The sequence below is a fragment of the Desulfoscipio geothermicus DSM 3669 genome (assembly GCF_900115975.1).
GTDB lineage: Bacteria > Bacillota > Desulfotomaculia > Desulfotomaculales > Desulfallaceae > Desulfoscipio > Desulfoscipio geothermicus.
Genome location: NZ_FOYM01000004.1, coordinates 58,591 through 75,453 on the forward strand (window position 1 = coordinate 58,591; position 16,863 = coordinate 75,453).

Annotated in this window: 18 protein-coding genes and 1 pseudogene; 11 read left to right on the forward strand and 8 right to left on the reverse strand. The window is 50.8% G+C overall.

Features of this window, described 5'->3' with window-relative positions; all coding sequences use genetic code 11:
- Window positions 1-198 precede the first annotated feature (198 nt).
- From BM299_RS03495 to BM299_RS03515, 5 genes are read left to right on the forward strand one after another with little or no spacing between them, the layout of a single operon-like run.
- Window positions 199-516: a hypothetical protein gene (locus BM299_RS03495; protein ID WP_131820599.1), complete on the forward strand. Its 318-nt coding sequence runs from the start codon at window positions 199-201 to the stop codon at window positions 514-516.
- A 36-nt stretch (window positions 517-552) separates the two neighbouring features.
- Window positions 553-2,319 (forward strand): adenylyl-sulfate reductase subunit alpha, encoded by a 1,767-nt coding sequence (locus tag BM299_RS03500; RefSeq protein ID WP_092482178.1) that lies wholly within the window; start codon window positions 553-555, stop codon window positions 2,317-2,319.
- A gap of 31 nt (window positions 2,320-2,350) precedes the next feature.
- The gene (locus tag BM299_RS03505; protein ID WP_092482075.1) at window positions 2,351-2,671 is read left to right on the forward strand and encodes a 4Fe-4S binding protein; all 321 of its coding nucleotides are present in this window, start codon (window positions 2,351-2,353) and stop codon (window positions 2,669-2,671) included.
- Window positions 2,672-2,691: 20 nt separating this feature from the next.
- Window positions 2,692-3,867, forward strand: coding sequence for a hydrogenase iron-sulfur subunit (locus BM299_RS03510; protein WP_245779638.1), 1,176 nt, complete (start codon window positions 2,692-2,694; stop codon window positions 3,865-3,867).
- Window positions 3,868-3,878: 11 nt separating this feature from the next.
- Window positions 3,879-4,331, forward strand: coding sequence for a hypothetical protein (locus BM299_RS03515; RefSeq protein WP_092482077.1), 453 nt, complete (start codon window positions 3,879-3,881; stop codon window positions 4,329-4,331).
- Here the strand turns inward: BM299_RS03515 and BM299_RS19220 are convergent, their stop codons facing one another.
- Window positions 4,332-4,475 (reverse strand): hypothetical protein, encoded by a 144-nt coding sequence (locus BM299_RS19220; RefSeq protein ID WP_165608160.1) that lies wholly within the window; start codon window positions 4,473-4,475, stop codon window positions 4,332-4,334. It lies immediately after the preceding gene.
- A gap of 191 nt (window positions 4,476-4,666) precedes the next feature.
- Between BM299_RS19220 and BM299_RS03520 the strand changes: the two genes are divergently transcribed.
- The 3 genes and pseudogenes from BM299_RS03520 (at window position 4,667) to BM299_RS03530 (ending at window position 5,897) form a co-directional block, all read left to right on the forward strand.
- Window positions 4,667-5,062, forward strand: a complete 396-nt coding sequence (locus BM299_RS03520; RefSeq protein ID WP_092482078.1) for an ArsR/SmtB family transcription factor — start codon at window positions 4,667-4,669, stop codon at window positions 5,060-5,062.
- A gap of 78 nt (window positions 5,063-5,140) precedes the next feature.
- A pseudogene (locus BM299_RS03525) lies at window positions 5,141-5,341 on the forward strand (arsenic resistance protein); the annotation flags it as partial.
- 85 nt (window positions 5,342-5,426) lie between these two features.
- Window positions 5,427-5,897, forward strand: coding sequence for an HAD family hydrolase (locus tag BM299_RS03530; protein ID WP_092482079.1), 471 nt, complete (start codon window positions 5,427-5,429; stop codon window positions 5,895-5,897).
- A gap of 82 nt (window positions 5,898-5,979) precedes the next feature.
- Here BM299_RS03530 and BM299_RS03535 read toward each other — a convergent pair whose 3' ends face one another.
- The 6 genes from BM299_RS03535 to BM299_RS03560 all read right to left on the reverse strand — a co-directional run bounded on the left by BM299_RS03535 (window position 5,980) and on the right by BM299_RS03560 (window position 10,854).
- Window positions 5,980-6,348, reverse strand: a complete 369-nt coding sequence (locus tag BM299_RS03535) for a fluoride efflux transporter FluC (protein ID WP_092482080.1) — start codon at window positions 6,346-6,348, stop codon at window positions 5,980-5,982.
- Window positions 6,341-6,763, reverse strand: a complete 423-nt coding sequence (locus tag BM299_RS03540; RefSeq protein ID WP_165608165.1) for a fluoride efflux transporter FluC — start codon at window positions 6,761-6,763, stop codon at window positions 6,341-6,343. The genes BM299_RS03535 and BM299_RS03540 overlap by 8 nt, the downstream gene beginning before the upstream one ends.
- Window positions 6,764-6,778: 15 nt before the next feature.
- The gene (locus BM299_RS03545) at window positions 6,779-7,207 is read right to left on the reverse strand and encodes a universal stress protein (protein ID WP_165608166.1); all 429 of its coding nucleotides are present in this window, start codon (window positions 7,205-7,207) and stop codon (window positions 6,779-6,781) included.
- A gap of 503 nt (window positions 7,208-7,710) precedes the next feature.
- On the reverse strand, window positions 7,711-8,460 hold the full coding sequence (locus BM299_RS03550; RefSeq protein WP_092482083.1) for an acyl-CoA dehydratase activase: 750 nt from the start codon (window positions 8,458-8,460) through the stop codon (window positions 7,711-7,713).
- 14 nt (window positions 8,461-8,474) lie between these two features.
- Window positions 8,475-9,746, reverse strand: coding sequence for a double-cubane-cluster-containing anaerobic reductase (locus tag BM299_RS03555; RefSeq protein WP_092482084.1), 1,272 nt, complete (start codon window positions 9,744-9,746; stop codon window positions 8,475-8,477).
- Window positions 9,747-9,984: 238 nt separating this feature from the next.
- Window positions 9,985-10,854 (reverse strand): HpcH/HpaI aldolase/citrate lyase family protein, encoded by an 870-nt coding sequence (locus BM299_RS03560; protein WP_092482179.1) that lies wholly within the window; start codon window positions 10,852-10,854, stop codon window positions 9,985-9,987.
- 166 nt (window positions 10,855-11,020) lie between these two features.
- On the opposite strand from BM299_RS03560, the gene BM299_RS03565 reads away from it, so the two are divergent.
- From BM299_RS03565 to BM299_RS03575, 3 genes are all read left to right on the forward strand, one after another.
- On the forward strand, window positions 11,021-11,734 hold the full coding sequence (locus BM299_RS03565) for a ComEA family DNA-binding protein (RefSeq protein WP_092482085.1): 714 nt from the start codon (window positions 11,021-11,023) through the stop codon (window positions 11,732-11,734).
- Between the two features lie 353 nt (window positions 11,735-12,087).
- On the forward strand, window positions 12,088-12,894 hold the full coding sequence (locus BM299_RS03570; protein ID WP_092482086.1) for a DUF169 domain-containing protein: 807 nt from the start codon (window positions 12,088-12,090) through the stop codon (window positions 12,892-12,894).
- Window positions 12,895-13,039: 145 nt separating this feature from the next.
- A complete protein-coding gene (locus BM299_RS03575; RefSeq protein WP_092482087.1) occupies window positions 13,040-15,397 on the forward strand; it encodes a DNA internalization-related competence protein ComEC/Rec2 in 2,358 nt (785 codons plus the stop codon).
- A gap of 98 nt (window positions 15,398-15,495) precedes the next feature.
- Here the strand turns inward: BM299_RS03575 and BM299_RS03580 are convergent, their stop codons facing one another.
- Complete coding sequence (locus BM299_RS03580; protein WP_092482088.1) at window positions 15,496-16,854, reverse strand: PFL family protein; 1,359 nt, start codon at window positions 16,852-16,854, stop codon at window positions 15,496-15,498.
- Window positions 16,855-16,863: the final 9 nt, after the last annotated feature.

A 16,863-nucleotide genomic window follows, 5' to 3' on the forward strand; every position in this document is an offset into this window, starting at 1 on the left:
ATCCTTATGTCCGAGTTGTGACAATGCGGTGTTTATTATTTTGGTATTTTTATTAAAACCACTTATATGAAAAATTAGTTTAACTTATGCTTGGGGGTGGGAATTAGATAGGTATCGGGGGCAGTAAGTAAAGGGAAAAAAGTTGGTTTAGTAGAGTAAAAATAAAAAATATAACTGCAGGTGTTTGTGATTTGTTTTATGAAGGCGCTACCGGCGCCGATCAAATCCTGGGTTGTTCTTTTCGCCGTGATTAAGCAGGTGTCAACATCCCAGGAGTTAACCGCGGAGGGCAGGGCCGCCATGGCCATAATGGCCTGGACGATTGTAATTTGGGTTACCGACACCTTGCCCAAGAGTATTTCCGGGCTGGCCATTCCCATTTTGCTGCTTTGGGGCCGAAGCTTTACCGAAAAAATGGTACTGGCCTGTTTCGGATTAGCCGTGCTGCTCTGGGCTACCGGCAGCATTCACGGGTTTAAAGCACGCATGGCCAAGTGCATGTTACCACATGGTTAATTGAAGTAATTTCGCAAAGGAGGAGAACAAATGGCAATGAAAGCAAAGTTGCCCGAAAGCTTGGACCAAGTGGAAAAAGTTTACTGCGAAACCGATATTCTTATTATTGGTGCGGGAAACGCCGGTTGTTTTGCCGCCATTGAAGCCAAGCGCAAAAATCCCGACTTGAAGGTTACCTTGATGGAAAAAGCTTATATCGACCGCAGCGGCTGCCTGGCGGCAGGGATGGACGCAATCAACACCTATCTAAAAAAAGGTAAAACAATCGAGGATTTTATCAAATGGAGCAGGTCCCAGGCGGGCGGACTCCTTAGAGAGGACCTGGCCATAAAAGTGGCGGAAAACCTCAATGCTCCGGTTGAGGAGTGGGAAGAATGGGGTTTGCCGATCAAGAAAAATGAAGATACCGCAGAGTATGCCAACCGGGGTAAATGGGATATTACCATTCAAGGTGAATCCATGAAACCAATCATTGCTGAAAAAGTAAGGGAATACGGCTGTGAAGTGCTGAACAGGGTAGTGGCAACCAATTACCTGCTCAAGGATGGCAGGGTAGTGGGTGCCATGGGATTTCATGTGAGACAGGGGAAAATGGTTGTCGTAAAGGCCAAGGCCACCATTATAGCCACCGGAGGTGCCGCTGGCATCTATAAACCCTACACCAACGACGGTTCCGACAGTCACCACCAATTATGGTACAGTCCCTTTAATACGGGAGCCGGTTACGCCATGGGTATCAGGGCGGGTGCTGAAATGACCACCTTTGAAATGAGATGGTGTGCCACCAGGACCAAGGACTTTACCGGACCCATTGATACCATTTCGGTAGGCTACGGCACGCCTATGATCAACGGTAAAGGTGAGAAAATCCTGCAAAAGAGATATGCCGAGTGGGGTGGTGAAACCGCTCCGAGGTTTATCAGAGCCAATGCTCCAATGGAAGAGTGGATGGAAGGTAGAGGCCCCTGTTTCATGGACACAACAGGCATGTCCGATGAAGAAATTAAACAAATGAAAAATGATTATCTGAATGAAAGGCCTACTTACGTGCTTTTTCTGGCCGCCAGGGGGCAGGACCTTAAAAAAGAACCCATCGAGATCTACGGCAATGACCCTTATATAGTCGGCGGTCACACAGCCAGCGGCTACTGGCTCAATTCCGAGGATTGGAGCACCACGCTGCCCGGTCTGTTTGCCTGCGGCGACGTGGCAGGGGGCGTTCCAAATAAGTTTGTGGGCGGCTGCGCCGCGGAAGGTTTGCTGGCAGCGCGGGGAGCAGTTGAATATGTGGCCCAGTTGAACGGCGAAATCGAAATTGATGAAGCACAAGTTGAAGCAGAAAAAGCAAGGATTTATGCCCCGGTATTCAGATTAATCGAGGAAGGCGACGGGGTCAAGCCCAAGGAAATGGAAGAAAGAATGCAGCGGTTGATGGATGAGTATGCTGGCGGTGTACACCAGTTTTTCCGCATGAATGAAGAACAACTGCAATATGCGTTAAAGCACATTAAGATACTGCAAGACCAGGTTAAGTACCTGATCGCCAATGACCTGCACGAATTAATGGGTGCCCATGAAGTTATTGACAGGCTCGATGTGGCGGAAGTATTAATTCATCACCTGTTATACAGAAAAGAGACCAGGTGGCCGGGCTGGCAAACCAGGACCGATTATCCTGAAAAGAATGATGAGGCTTTTGATTGCTTCGTAAATTCTACCAGGGACCCGGAAACAGGGGAAGTTAAAATATTTACCCGGGAATACGAACAAATTGTCCCGGGCGACAGAATGAAACCAAACTAAAGAATAATTTACTTATAAGGGGGAATATCTTATGCCACCAAAAGTAGATTTAACCAAATGCGACGGGTGCAAAGCAGAAGAGGAACCCTTGTGCGAGCAGATTTGCCCCGGCAACTTGATGACTTTAAATGATGACGGAAAAGCCATGTGCCGGGAAAGCCGGGATTGCTGGGACTGCATGAGCTGTACCAAAATTTGTCCCCAGGGTGCCATCGAAACCAGGCTGCCTTACCAGTTAGGGTATTATCCGGCAAAATTGATTCCCAAAGTGGGTACGAACAAGATTATTTGGACTTGTGTTGACAAAGACGGAAAGATAGAAAGATTTATAGTAAAAACAAGGAATGATTAGGAGGACCTGAATTGCCTAAAGTGGGAGTAGTTTTATGCCGCTGCAACTCAATTATTGACAGCAAGCTGGACTTTAATCATCTATCTGAAAAGATGGCCAACGAAAAAAATGTTCACTCCGTTATTCAGGTAGATATGGCCTGCAGTCCTCAAGGGAAAAAGGCTATTGAGGAGTTGGCTGCTATAGAAGATGTGGACAGGTTGGTTGTAGCGGCCTGCTCCCCCCTTGCCAAAGGGGCGGTTTTTGAAGGATACGCCCGGGAATTTAACCTGCCGGGACAGCATATTGAAATTGTCAATTTGCGTGAACAATGTGCATGGGTCCATGACGGCGGGGATGCAGTCGAAAAGGCCTTGATTCTTTTAAAAATGGGATTAAAAAGGGTGATTAAGGCCAAGGATGTGGGGCAATGGCAGGTAAACCACGCCTATATCAATAAGATTAAGTGTGACAAATGCAAGCGCTGTATTGAGGAATGTCCCAATAAGGCTATTCAACTGGGGGACGACGGGTACCCGGCAGTTGCCCCGAAAGTGTGCCAGCGCTGTGGTGTTTGTGTCGGTGGATGCCCTCTGGGTGTAATCTCTTTACCCGATTTCCGGTTGGAAGAAATCAGCGCCATGATGGCCCCCGTGGCCAGCGCCAAGTCTCCGGCCATAGTAGGTTTTTTCTGTGATTATACTTACGGCGAGGCTGACTTGATGGGTCAAATAGGGTCAGGTTATTCACCGAACTTATATATTATCAAGGTCCCGTGCACCGGGGCGGTTAATATGATCATGGTTAATGATGCCATTGCGGAAGGTATTGACGGAATCATCGTAGCCGGCTGTGATTCCAGCCAGTGTCAGCTCAGGAAAGGGAATGAATTGGCTCGGTACAGAATAGCCAATGCCCAAAAAGGTCTGGAAGAACAATTTCTGGAGAGAGAAAGACTGAGTTATGTCGCTTTGGGCGAAGGGCTGGTAGAACCCTCTATAATAAACCACCAAAAATGTGCCGGTTGCGGTCTCTGCCGGCAGGTTTGTCCTTACGGAGCAATTAAGATGGTTGAAGACGGCAAATTTGAAGTTAATGGTAAGGCTTGCCGGGGTTGTGGCACCTGTGTAAGTTCTTGCAGGTCCGGGGCAATTGACTTACCGTACTGTACTGACGAAAAGATAATAACGGCTATGAAGATTTTACTGGCGAGCTAGGGGGGGGGAGCATGAAAACAAATATACTTATCTGCGCTAAAAAAGAATGCCTTGGCGACATCATAGATTTTCCACAAATAAAAAAATACTTTGAAAGCAAAAGGCATGAAGTTATTATTCACGAAAATTTTTGCCTCGAAATAAACAACTTAAAATTTATTTCCCCCTTTAATGTTCCTAAGCGTCCAACGGTTTTTGCGGGCTGTTCGCCACTTGTCATGGAGAACAGAATAAAAACGTTGTTTGATGCGCCGGTGGAAATCGCAAATATCAGGGAACAATGTTCATGGGCATGCGAAGAACCTGATATTGCCACTAAACTTTGTAAGGAAATTATTTATTTGGCTGTTAACCAAATCGTTTACACAAAGCGTTACAATCCTCCGGACAATGTTTTAAAGCAAAAATTGGCGGAGTATGAATCAGTAATCAAGGAAATCGGCCCAAATCCGTTTAAATTGTAATTAATCTGTTTCGTCATAAGAAAGTCTGGTCACCCGGGTGAAATTACCTTTGCGGATTTCTTCCCGGGTGGCTTTTTTTTCTGAAAAATCGCTCATTCCCGGGGCTACTCGGGGGCGGGTGGTTTTTTTTCTTTCTTTTTTCAATCTGTTCACCTCCAAATTTATTTTACCCTATTATAGTTTTAAGTTATTGCATATTATTTTCCACCATTGAATTTTAGTTAATATTTAATGGTGGCCTCCTTATTGGGAAAATAACTAATATTGACAATAATAATGAATAAAGATATTATTTAATAAAAAAATCATTATATAAATATTAATGGGGGTTGACAATGAACTTAAATAATTATGTAAAGATATTTAAAGCCCTGGGCGAACCCACCAGGTTGAAAATACTGAAACTTTTGTCCATCAGGCCCATGTACGTCTGCGAACTGGAGTCGGTGCTGCACATGAGCCAGCCGAGAATATCCCAGCATCTGCGGACCATGAAGGAAGCAGGATTGGTTACCGAAAAAAAAGAAGCCCAGCGTACCTTTTACAGCCTGCAAATCGAATACCTTGACGAGTGTTTTAACAATTTAATTGCCTTTTTCCATGCCGACCTGGCCGACCTGCCGCAATTTAAAGAGGAGCATTTGCGGCTGAAGCAGCTGGAAAGCGATGCGGAAGTATCACTTTGTAAAGAAGGGAAAACCCAGGTCTTAAATTTGAAACAGAATGCCTGAACTGCTGCACGTCAGACACGATTTAGTCTAAAATATAAGATGATTTTTATATAATAGAATGTGTTGGGAGGCTTATATATGTCGGATTCAGTAACCGGCAAACTCTCTTTTCCGGACCGGTATTTAACTCTGTGGATCTTCCTGGCGATGGCAGTGGGTGTGGCGGGCGGCTACATTTACCCGCAGATTGCCGGCTTTTGGGGACGCTGCCAGGTGGGCGCCACCAACATCCCCATTGCCATCGGCCTGATCGTCATGATGTACCCGCCCCTGGCCAGGGCGCCCGAGGTGTTATCCATGCTACAGGAAGCGAACGCCGACGTGCTGGTGTGCGGCCATACTCATCTGAAAGGAGGTGTAAAGCGTGATTTCCGTGGATATACCCGGTCGTGGTATGCTGCAGCTTAAATACATCGTGTTGGATTACAACGGCACGATGGCCCAAGACGGCGTCCTGCTGCCCGGCGTCGAGGAAAGGTTGAATCAGCTCAGCGAGAGTCTCGAAGTGCACATCCTAACTGCCGATACCTTCGGCAAGTGCCGGGGTGAGTGCAAGGGCATCAAAGGTACCGTTCAGATTCTGTCCCAGCCAATCGGGGTCGGGGAAAAAGAAGCTTTTGTGGAAAGCCTGGGAGCGGAGAATACTGTGGCGGTGGGCAACGGCGCCAACGATAAGTTGATGCTGGCGAAAGCGGCCCTTGGTATTGTGGTTTTAGGACCGGAAGGAACTTCCGTGCAGGCGCTGCAAAATGCCGATGTAGCGGTAAAGGAAATCAATGAAGGCCTGGATCTACTGCTGCAGCCCAAACGATTGATTGCAACCCTACGTCTGTAGCATCCTTTTTTGTTACTAACCAGCCATAGGAGTTATTAGTTGCGGTTCTGCTCAGAATAAACATAAATCATTGAGATTAAATTTAAAAACAGTAGATGGCCAACCAGGCTAAAAGCAGACCTGTAATAATGGAAAGAATAATGTTGGCAGCGCTCAGGGACAAATTACCCCTTTCGGCCAGCATAAAACTCTCATATATCAAGGTAGAAAAGGTGGTAAAGGACCCCATAAAACCCACGCTTAAAGCTATGCGGGCGCTGCCGTCCATCAGCGTAGATATAAAATGGGGATGGCTCATCAGTAAGCCAAGGGCAAAACTACCCAACATATTAACCACAAAAGTGCTCAGTGGAAAATCCCTTTTCCAAAATTTACCAAGTAATCGTCCAATTAAATAGCGGCCGGTAGCGCCCAAAAAACCACCGGCACCCACTGCAACTAAATCAACCATTTCTTTCTCCCTTTACACTTAAACCAGTCCATCTTTGACCCCAACCGGTGGTTAAGATATATTGCCCCGTGGCATAACCGAACCAGGTAAAAATAAATCCTACCAAAAGTGTCAGCCCCAGGTAAAGCAATGCCAATGGTGCAGAAGTTTGAAAAAGTACGATGCCTTCCACACTGAGCGTAGAAAAAGTGGTAAACGATCCGATAAAGCCGGTGGCAACGGCTAGCACGAAATATGATTGGCCGCTTAATTTATGCAGCACCAGGGTTAGGAATAAGGCAATAAAAAAACAACCCCCTACATTTACGGCAAAAGTCCCCCAGGGAAGCATACCTTTGTCATTTAATAATAAACTTATGGCATAGCGGGCCAGTGCGCCTAAAATTCCACCCACACCAACGCTAAAAAAGCGCAATTGCATCACCTTGTCTTATTTTACTACGGTTACCGGGCAGTGTGCCTGATGAATAACTTTATTGCTAACGCTGCCCAGCAGCATCCCCTTTACATTACCCAGCCCCCGGGTACCCATGACAATAAGATCAAAATCATGTTCCCGGGCATATTCAATGATGCTTTTGGCAATATCTCCCTGCAATATAACCTTTTCCACTATTAATCCTTCGCTTTTAAATAATTCCACAGCACTTTGCAGCAAACGATCTGTATTGATTTGTAACGCATTGTCAAATTCAGCTTCGTTGGCGCCAAGAAATTCTGCCTCATCCTTAGTGAAGGAAGCCACAATAATTATAGTACACCGGGCTTCCGGTATGCTTTTGTGCAAATCAACAGCAAACTTAGCCGCCCGCAGTGCATTTTGTGATCCATCAAACGCTAGAAAAATTTTTTTAATCAAGCACAATTCTCCTTCCAGTGCAGTTACCGCAGGTAAAATATATAAGTTAGATATATATATTAATTATATCATATATAACGCTAATAAAAAAAGGAAGGTATTCATACTTTGCCTTATTTTACAGGCATTGTGCAGCTTTTTAGTTTCGTAATGAAAAAAATTGCTACATTATGATCCGCGCAGTTTTCTATCATAGAATTCATATTTTCGAGCGGCAACTTCGGTCTTACTCATTGCTTTAACAAGATAATACCCGTCCTTTACTTTTTCCACTTTTGAATATGAAATATTGCAATTACTCAAAAAAGGTGTTGGTTACCGGGCTTTATACCGGATTAAGTTTTATGCTGGGCTTTTTTTCAGCTTGGGTTACGTTACGATATATCCGGCTTTAAAAATAAAAAAAACAGGCTTTAATAAGCCGCTGAAATCACGAAAGACAATAAAGCGATTATTAATACACGTTCTTAAGTAAATTTTTGATAAAACGTCGGTGAAACCTTCTAATGCTGCTCTTTTGCCGCAGCCAGGGCGGCACCCAGGGCTCCCACCAGCTGTGGCTCCGGGGGCACCAGAACTTTCGTCCCCAGTTTTTCGGCCAGCAGGGTTACAATACACCGGTTGTTGGCCACCCCGCCGGAGAATACCAGCGGTGGAGTCAAGCCGATTCTTTGCAACATACCCGCGGTTCGTTCCACCACGGCGGAGTGCAATGCCAGGGCGATGTCTTCCCGGGCCGCTCCCCGGTGCATCAGGGACACCGCTTCTGATTCGGCAAATACGGTGCACATGTTGCTGATTTTAATGCCGCCGCTGCCCTGTAGAGCAGCCTCACCGAATTCGTCCATACCACCGTATCCAAGGGCGGCGGCCATCACCTCCAAAAATTTACCCGTTCCGGCGGAGCACCGGTCGTTCATTTGAAAATCGGCAACGACACCCCGCTCGTCAAGCAGGATAACCTTGGTATCCTGTCCGCCGATGTCCAGTACCGTGCGCACCCCGGGGAAAATATGGGCGGCCCCCAGGGCGTGGGCTTTTATTTCAGTAATCACCGCGTCGGCAAAGTGGGATTTGGCCGCGTGCCGGCCGTAACCGGTGGCCACCACCCGCCGGTACTTCTCTGTAAGCATATTTTTGGCCGCGCCCAGCGGTTCGAAACCGGTATCAATGAGCCGGGACAATGCCACCCGGCCTTCGGAAAGCACCACAAAACCGATGGTCCTGGACCCGATATCTATTCCTGCGTACAATGGCTTTAACCCCTTTACCCGAGCATTTCAATAAATGCCTCTATCCTGGTCTTCAATTGCCCGGCGTCTTCCTGGTCGTAACCCGTTTCGATCTTCAACAGCGGTATGTTTTCCTCTTTTAAAACCTTTTCCACCCGGTTGGCTTCCACGGCGTAAGGGTCACAGAAGGACAGGGCGCAGTGGATAACCCCGTCGGCGTTGTATTCCCTGACCAGCTGAACCAGCCGCTCCATACGCCCGGTGTTCGGTGTGAACACTGCGCAGTTGACTCCCAGGTACCGGGCTGCCACGTTTTCCAGCATGGCATCCATGGCCCCGGCATCTTCAGCCACTTCATTCTCAAAATAACGCAGTCCCGTGCACAGTTCCTCAGCCACTATCACCGCGCCGCTGGTTTCGATCAGGTGCGGCACTTTCCAGTTGGGAATGGCCATGGGGGTGCCGGTGACGATCACCCTGGGGGTCCCGGAGGGGAAAACCCCTTCGCCGGTTTGCACTTTTTTATCCAGTTCATCGCAGAGTTCATTAACTTTGCCCGTGAACCTTTCCACATCGTCATACATGGCGATTTGCTCAATAAGGAGACTGTCCAGGCCGCTGATAGGCGCGGGGTCGTTTTTGCGCAGTTCAGCCAGCCGGCGCAGGGCCCGCCGTTTGCCGTTCACTTCCCGGATGGATTTGGCCAGGGTTTCGGTAGTGAGCCTGTTGCCTGTGGTTTCCTCCACCAGACGCGCAAAATCCCTGACTTCCTCCAGCCACAGCTCCCGGTCCCGCCCCCTTTTCATCTGGGGCGTTTCCATAACGTGTACCGGCACGTAGTCGTTTAATATTTCAAAAGCTTTCTTTTTGCCGTCGCAGGTGGTCTCGCCCACCACCATGTCACAGGACTCAAAGTAGGGGCATATTTTGGCCAGCTTGAAGCCCATAAATGACTTGATCAGTGGGCAAATGTTGCGCGGCAGCACCTTTTCGGCCTCGGCAGCGCCGATATCAATGCCGGAACAAAGGCCGATGCAGATGCCGCCGGCGGCGCGGACAATTTCTTCGGGCACAAATACGCAAAATGCGCCGATTACTTTACCGCCGTTTTGCTTATGCTCCTGCAGTTCCTGGATTCTTAATCCGTGGATTTCGTTGACCACAAAATCGAAATATTCCAGGCCTTGCGGCCTGTTCGGCTGGGTCAGGTAGACATCGTGATATGTGGGCGGCAATGCTTGCAGCAACCGGTCATGGGCTTCCATGTTCAACCCCAGGGAGCGCCACATTTCATTATAATTACTCATTCAACTATCTTCCTTTCAAAAGAAAAAAATATCACAGGTGTATTTACACATATACATTATGAATTATATATAAGCGTTTTGCATGATACAAATAAAATATTTTTATTAAAAAGCACGGTAAGCTAAAATCTATTTATTCTTAATGTAGGTTTTTAACTGTACTTGCCCTTCGCTTTAAGAACGAGCCGGGGGTAAACAAAAAGGAGAGGATAGCCCTCTCCTTATTGTTTGACTTCATTTAATTGAATTTTATCTTTTCCGCCGTGGTCAGGATTTGCCGGGCCCGGTTGACGATGGGGTATTCAACCATTTTGCCGTCTACCTGGATGACTCCGGTGCCCTCGGCTTCCGCTTTCTCGAAAGCGGCCACGATCTTTTCCGCCGCCGCCACTTCCTCCGGGGTGGGGCTGAATATTTCCTTCACTGGTTCAATTTGTGCCGGGTGGATGACCAGCTTGCCCTGGAAGCCCATTTTTCTGGCCCGGCGGGCGTCTTCCCGCAGGGCTTCGATGTTTTTAATGAAAGGGCAAACGGTATCCAGCGGCGGCTCGATGTCAGCCAGCCGCGAAGCCGCGATCAACCTGGCCCGGGCGTAAAACAACTCGGAGCCGTCTTCGGTATACGTGGTCCAGGTGTCGGCGGTATAATCATTGCCACCGAAGGCCAATCTTTTGACCCTGGGGCAGGAGGCGGCTATGTCGCCTGAGTTTTCAATGCCCCGGACACTTTCGATAAATGGAATCAACTCCAGGGTGCCCCGGGCAATGCCCCGTTTTTCTTCCAGGAGCCCTATCAGCCAATCCGCGCGGCGCACTTCTTCGGCGGATTCGGCCTTGGCCAGCATGATGCCGCTCAGACCGGGTTGCACCACTGCCTGCAGGTCGTCCAGGATATACCGGGTTTGCACCCCGTTGACCCGTACGTAGGTGGTGGGTAAATCCGGGGAGCCGATTACTTCGCTGATTACCTGCCGGGCGCTGTCCTTCTCGCTGAAAGCCACCGCGTCCTCCATGTCTATGATTACGGCATCGGCGTTCAGGGTATAGGCCTTTTGGATTTTTTTACGGTCGGTGCCGGGCACGAACAACAGGCATCTAAACAAATCCATATTAACACCCCTGCCTTCCTTAATAAAAATGGTTAATAATATTTTCGCCACCCCAAAGGCTATTCCTGTGCAAAGGGACGGTGAAAATATTAGCCGTCTAAAAAGAGGGATTTTACCGGACAAAATCGAATTTTTCGTTGTATTTGTGTAGGAGCGGGTGGGGCCCATGCAGTTGGAAAAAAGACACCAGCTGGTGCTGTTAATTATCGCAGCGTTCATTTTATTCGGCGCCGGTTATAAATATGCTTTGATAAAGGAAATTAATTCAGCAGGGGATAAACCCCTGGTGATGTCAGCCGGCGGTGCGGAAAACGGCCGGGAGGTGTCCCCGGCAGGGGAACAGGGTAAAACCGCCGGCTCCGGGGAAATTGTAGTCCATGTGGTCGGGGCGGTGCAAAAACCCGGCTTGTACCGCTTGTCTCCCGGTTCCCGGGTGGGTGATGCCGTGCATCAGGCGGGCCCGACAAACGACTCGGCGTTGGATTACCTGAACCTGGCCGCCCCGCTGGAGGACGGCCGGCAAATTGTAGTGCCTTCTCTGGAGGATATCAAGAGCCGGCAATCAGCGGCCGCCGCAGTGCCGCAAAAGCCGGCTGGCAGCGTTGGGGCAGTTGCATCGGGATTGCCCGGCGCTGCGCCCGCGTCGCCACCCGCGTATGCCGCGCCAGGCGGCACAGGCTCTGCCGGAAAAATAAATCTAAATACAGCCGGGACAGCCGAACTGGAAAAGCTGCCCGGTATCGGCCCGGCCCTGGCGCAAAGAATTATCGACTATCGCAACCAAAACGGCCCTTTTATGGTTCCGGAGGATATAAAAAATGTTTCCGGTATCGGGGACAAGCGTTTTGAACAAATCAAGGATATGATCTTTATAAATTGAACAGTGCATTGAATAATGACCAAAAAGGGACTGGCTCCGGTAAAAGGGGATAAAAGGGGGACAGGTACCGATTCACAAAACGAATCGGAGCCAGTCCCCTTTTACGGTGCCTGTCCCCTTTTTGTTTTTTTATTTCCCTTAAATTCAGTGACATGCCGTACGTGGAAAACATGTGCAGGGAAAATGTCACCCACAAGACATTATTTTGTCGCAAAAAAGACGTTCCGTATGTCGCTGCCGTGACATGAAAATTGTCGTGTATCTGTTAAGGTTATTATAACAATTAATTATATTAAAAATAACCTGTGCTAATTAAAAAGTATTTATTTAAATAAAGGAGGGGAAAGGCAAGTATGCTGTTAAACGTTGAGGCGCTTGCTAAAAAGGAGAATTTAACTTATTCCGAGATGGCCGATGCTATGGAGTATCTCTACAAGCTGGATTACCATCCCGTGGCCGTTAAATTCTTCTGGGACGAAACCGAATATAACAACTTTAAGGCCGAAAAAGTGCCCGGGCCCAAGATGACCGTCTGCCAGATTGCCCTTGCTTCCCGCATGAATAATTACATCGTTAAAGCAAACGCGGATAATTTAATGTGCGGTAACGCCAAAACCTGTTTTGGCTTTCGGGCGGCCAGCGACGAAGAGGTTGACGGCCATGTAAAGTATACCGCCGACTGGGATTTTGCCAAAGAATGCCTGCTGGCCAAGCCGATGCTGCCCCTGGGCAAACTAAAAGGCTTTATGACGGCTCCGCTGGGCAAGACTCCGGTGGAACCGGACGTTGTTTTTATGGTGGTCAACGCCCTGCAGGCTTATCACATATTGAACGATTACATAGGGGGTAAAAAGGTGCCCACCTTGCAGTTCAACCACACCGTTAATTCAGCGGTATGCGGTGGTATGGCCTGGTGCTATAATGAACAAAAGCCCAATATGAACACCATGTGCGCCGGCAGCTACACTTCCGGTAAAACCGAAAAGGGTGAATTGAACCTGTTTATACCCGGCGGGGATATCGGTGCGCTGGCCGGGCAGTTGGTGCGCCGCACCGCCAAGTACGGCGGACCTTCCATGGTTGGTTCTCCCGGTCAGGAATGGCCCGGCCTTCATGTATGTAAGAAGTGCCCCATGGTTAAATTTAAAGATGCCGAATAAATACTTAATACCGGGGACGGAACAGCAGCATGTTCCGTCCTTTTTGCTGTTTGATTTTAACGCCGGGAGTGCTATTATAATACTTGATTGCTTTAATTAAATAGTTGATGTTACGCAGCTGAAACAAATAAGTACGTGGTGAATTATGGGCCGTCCTTTACTTGCTATGACGTTAGGTTTTATTACGGGAATAGTAATCAACTCCCTGTTTGAAGTGGATTCCGGGGTTGTTCTGCTTTTGGCCCTGGCTGTTTTTTGTGTGGCTGTGGTGGGGTATATATTGACCTGGCGTGAAAACCGCCGGGTTTTTGTTTTGCTGTTTATCCTGCTGGGCTGGGGGACTGCCGCGGTGGACAGTGCCAGGCCGCCGGACGGTCCGGAACGCTTTGCCGGCCACTTTGTGACGTTGGAGGGCAGGGTGGCCGCAGAGCCGCAGGTGGGCAAGGATAATGTCCGGTATCTGATACAGGCGGACATTGTGGCAATCGGTAAACACATTGTGGAAGTTTCCGGTTTGGTGCTGGTTAAAGCGGCGAAAAACGAGAGGGTTTATGGCTACGGTGACCGGCTGCGGTTGCGGGGTTTTCTGTACATTCCCGGGGAACCCGGCAATTTCGGTGCCTTTGATTACCGCTCATACCTGGAGCGGCGGGGAATTTACTGTTTAATGAAAGTTGACGGGCCCCGGGACGTCCGGCTGGTGGGTACCGGCGGCGGTAATGCGCCGGTGCGCCTCGCCCTGCGGGCCAAACAAGCATTGCTTAAGGTGGCGTACGAGACTTTGGACGAAAGACAGGCAGCGGTTATCAGCGGGGTGCTGTTTGGCAGCAGGGAAGGCATCGACCGGGCCACGGAGGACATCTTTGCAAGGAGTGGAGTGGCCCATGTGCTCTGCGTCAGCGGCCTGCATGTGGGCTATGTGCTGGCGGGTACCCTGCTGTTGGCCGGGGCGCTTAGGATGCCGCGCCGGGCGGCACTCTTGCTGGTCCTGCCGGTTTTGCTGTTTTACGCGGTGATGACCGGCATGGGGCCGGCGGTGCAGCGGGCAGGCATTATGGCCGTGCTTGTGCTGCTGGCGGCGCAGCTGGGCCGGGAAAGGGACTGGCCCACGGCCCTGGCCCTGGCGGCCCTGGTTATTTTGGCTATTGATCCGTCTTCCCTTTATGAAACAGGCTTTCAACTGTCTTTCGCCGCCACCTGGGGCATTCTTTACCTGGGTCCCCCGCTGGGGAAATTACTTATTAAACGGTGGGGAATGCCCCGGTGGTTGGGCCTGCCCCTGCAAGTTACGGTGGCCGCCCAGTTGGGTACGCTGCCCCTGCTGATATATTACTTCAACCTGGTGACTCCGGTGGCTCCCCTGGCCAATTTATTATTGGTGCCGCTGGTCGGGGTGATAATGCTGCTGGGCTTTGCGGGCTGTGTGGTGGGGAGTATTTATTTGCCTGCGGCGGAACCGGTCAACTTCGGCACGGGGGTGTTGATAGACTTTTTCCTCTGGCTGGCTGCGCAAATAAGCATGATACCCGGCGGGTCCGCCTATGTGGCAGCGCCGCCCTGGTATGGGGTGATACTGTGGTATGCCGGGTTATATTTGTTTGTGGAAACGGTGCAGGGGCGTCTTGATTTATCCCGGGCCGGCCGGTACGAAAGATTTATCCCGGCGGCGACAGTGCCGCTGCTTGTCTTGGTCATCTGGTGGCCCTGGGGCGGTTCCGGCGATCAGTTGCGGGTGCATTTTATAGACGTGGGCCAGGGCGACAGCATTTTGGTGCAGTTTCCCGGCGGGCGTACTATGCTGGTTGACGCGGGCGGTCGGATGGGGGACCCGGAGGGAGGGCAAGCAGTGGGGGAATCGGTGGTGGTACCTTATCTACACCGGCTGGGCGTCAATAAGCTGGATGTGCTGGCAGTCACGCACCCCCACGGCGATCATGCCGGCGGGGCGCTGCCGGTGGCTGATAAGCTGCATGCCGGAGCGGTGGTGATCACTGCTGCTTCAGGATATGAGGAACTACTGGCCGGTCTGGCTCCTTTGCAAATACCCGTTTACCGGGTCGGGGCCGGTCAGATGTTGCAAATTGACGACCGGGTGGATGTACTGGTGCTGGGGCCTGGCGGAAAGCCGGCGCAGGAGCATGAGGATTTAAACGATGCTTCCCTGGTGCTGCGCCTGGAGTACCGGGATTTTTCCCTGCTGTTGACCGGCGATATCGAAGTGGAAGCCCAGCGGGCGCTGCTGGCCGGCGGTATGGAACTGCAATCGGACGTTCTAAAGGTGCCCCACCATGGCAGTCGTTTTTTTACACCCGGGTTTTTTCAAGCTGTGGCACCGGAATATGCCGTTATTCAGGTGGGCCGTCGCAACCGTTTTGGTCACCCGGCGCAGGAAACGCTGGACGCCCTGGAAAACACCGGCGCAAGTATTTTTCGTACCGACCGTGATGGTGCGGTGCTGATCACTTCCGACGGGAATAAAATAGTGGTAAAAACCGGCAGGTAATTTTACCCAGTTTGATGATTGGTTGGATACTGTGAAAGCATGCCTGGACGGCCGTGAGTGAGGCCGTCCAGGCGCACCCCGGAGGGTTGGGGGCGTATTTAATTGCTCAGGCTGTGGATGGGGGCCGGGATGCGGCCGCCCCGTTTGACAAAATCTGCGGCGGAGAAACGATGCACCGGCATTACCGGCGCGCGGCCCAAAAGGCCGCCGAATTCCACATAGTCGCCCACATGTTTGCCCGGTGCCGGAATAATTCGCACAGCAGTTGTTTTCTGGTTGATCATGCCGATGGCCACTTCATCGGCGATAATGGCGGCTATGGTTTCCGCGCCGGTGTCGCCGGGCACGGCAATCATGTCCAGGCCCACAGAACACACGCAGGTCATCGCTTCCAGTTTATCCAGGTGAAGCGCACCTTCTTCCACTGCGCGAATCATGCCCGCGTCTTCACTGACGGGGATGAAGGCGCCGGAAAGACCGCCCACGTAGGATGAGGCCATGGCCCCGCCTTTTTTGACGGCGTCGTTAAGCAGCGCCAGGGCCGCTGTGGTGCCGTGGGTGCCGCAGCGTTCCAGACCCATGGCCTCCAGTATTTCGGCCACGCTGTCCCCCACCGCCGGGGTGGGCGCCAGGGAAATGTCCACGATACCGAAGGGCACGCCCAGTCTTTCGGCGGCGGTACGCCCCACCAGTTCACCCATGCGGGTGATTTTAAACGCTGTTTTCTTGACGGTTTCGGCCAGGGTGCCGAAGTCGCTTCCCTTGACCTTTTCCACGGCCCGCTTGACCACTCCGGGGCCGCTTACCCCCACGTTGAGCACCGATTCAGGTTCGCCCACGCCGTGAAAGGCACCGGCCATGAAGGGATTGTCCTCGGGTACATTGGCAAATACAACCAGCTTGGCGCACCCCAGGCCGTCCCGGTCGGCGGTTCGGGAGGCCACGTCCTTGATGATCCGACCCATCAGGGCCACCGCATCCATGTTAATGCCCGCCTTGGTGGTGGCCACGTTCACAGAGGCGCACACCCGCTCGGTGCCGGCCAGGGCGGCTGGGATGGATCGCAGCAGTTTTGCGTCACCGCCGGTGATTCCTTTGTGCACCAGGGCGGAAAAGCCGCCGATAAAGTTTACCCCCACCGCATCCGCCGCCCGGTCCAGGGTTTCGGCGAAAATCAGGTAATCATCCGCCTGGCTGCTTTCAGCCACAATGGATATGGGGGTAACCGATATGCGCTTGTTGACGATGGGGATGCCGTATTCCCGGGCAATTTTTTCTCCCACCGGAACGAGGTTGCCGGCCAGCCGGGTGATTTTATCGTAGATTTTGCGGCAGGCGGCCCGGGGGTCGGCGTCGGCGCAATCGCGCAAATTTATGCCCATGGTGATGGTGCGTATATCCAGGTGTTCCTCCTGGACCATGGTGATGGTTTCCATAATTTCCTGTATGGTAAGCAACAGCACAAC

What these genes read in the sequence shown, in the direction of transcription:
- BM299_RS03495 (WP_131820599.1), top strand. Translation starts at nt 199, where the DNA reads ATGAAGGCGCTACCGGCGCCGATCAAATCCTGGGTTGTTCTTTTCGCC.
- BM299_RS03500 (WP_092482178.1), top strand. Translation starts at nt 553, where the DNA reads ATGAAAGCAAAGTTGCCCGAAAGCTTGGACCAAGTGGAAAAAGTTTAC.
- BM299_RS03505 (WP_092482075.1), top strand. Translation starts at nt 2,351, where the DNA reads ATGCCACCAAAAGTAGATTTAACCAAATGCGACGGGTGCAAAGCAGAA.
- BM299_RS03515 (WP_092482077.1), top strand. Translation starts at nt 3,879, where the DNA reads ATGAAAACAAATATACTTATCTGCGCTAAAAAAGAATGCCTTGGCGAC.
- BM299_RS03520 (WP_092482078.1), top strand. Translation starts at nt 4,667, where the DNA reads ATGAACTTAAATAATTATGTAAAGATATTTAAAGCCCTGGGCGAACCC.
- BM299_RS03535 (WP_092482080.1), bottom strand. Translation starts at nt 6,348, where the DNA reads ATGGTTGATTTAGTTGCAGTGGGTGCCGGTGGTTTTTTGGGCGCTACC.
- BM299_RS03555 (WP_092482084.1), bottom strand. Translation starts at nt 9,746, where the DNA reads ATGAGTAATTATAATGAAATGTGGCGCTCCCTGGGGTTGAACATGGAA.
- BM299_RS03560 (WP_092482179.1), bottom strand. Translation starts at nt 10,854, where the DNA reads ATGGATTTGTTTAGATGCCTGTTGTTCGTGCCCGGCACCGACCGTAAA.
- BM299_RS03565 (WP_092482085.1), top strand. Translation starts at nt 11,021, where the DNA reads ATGCAGTTGGAAAAAAGACACCAGCTGGTGCTGTTAATTATCGCAGCG.
- BM299_RS03570 (WP_092482086.1), top strand. Translation starts at nt 12,088, where the DNA reads ATGCTGTTAAACGTTGAGGCGCTTGCTAAAAAGGAGAATTTAACTTAT.
- BM299_RS03575 (WP_092482087.1), top strand. Translation starts at nt 13,040, where the DNA reads ATGGGCCGTCCTTTACTTGCTATGACGTTAGGTTTTATTACGGGAATA.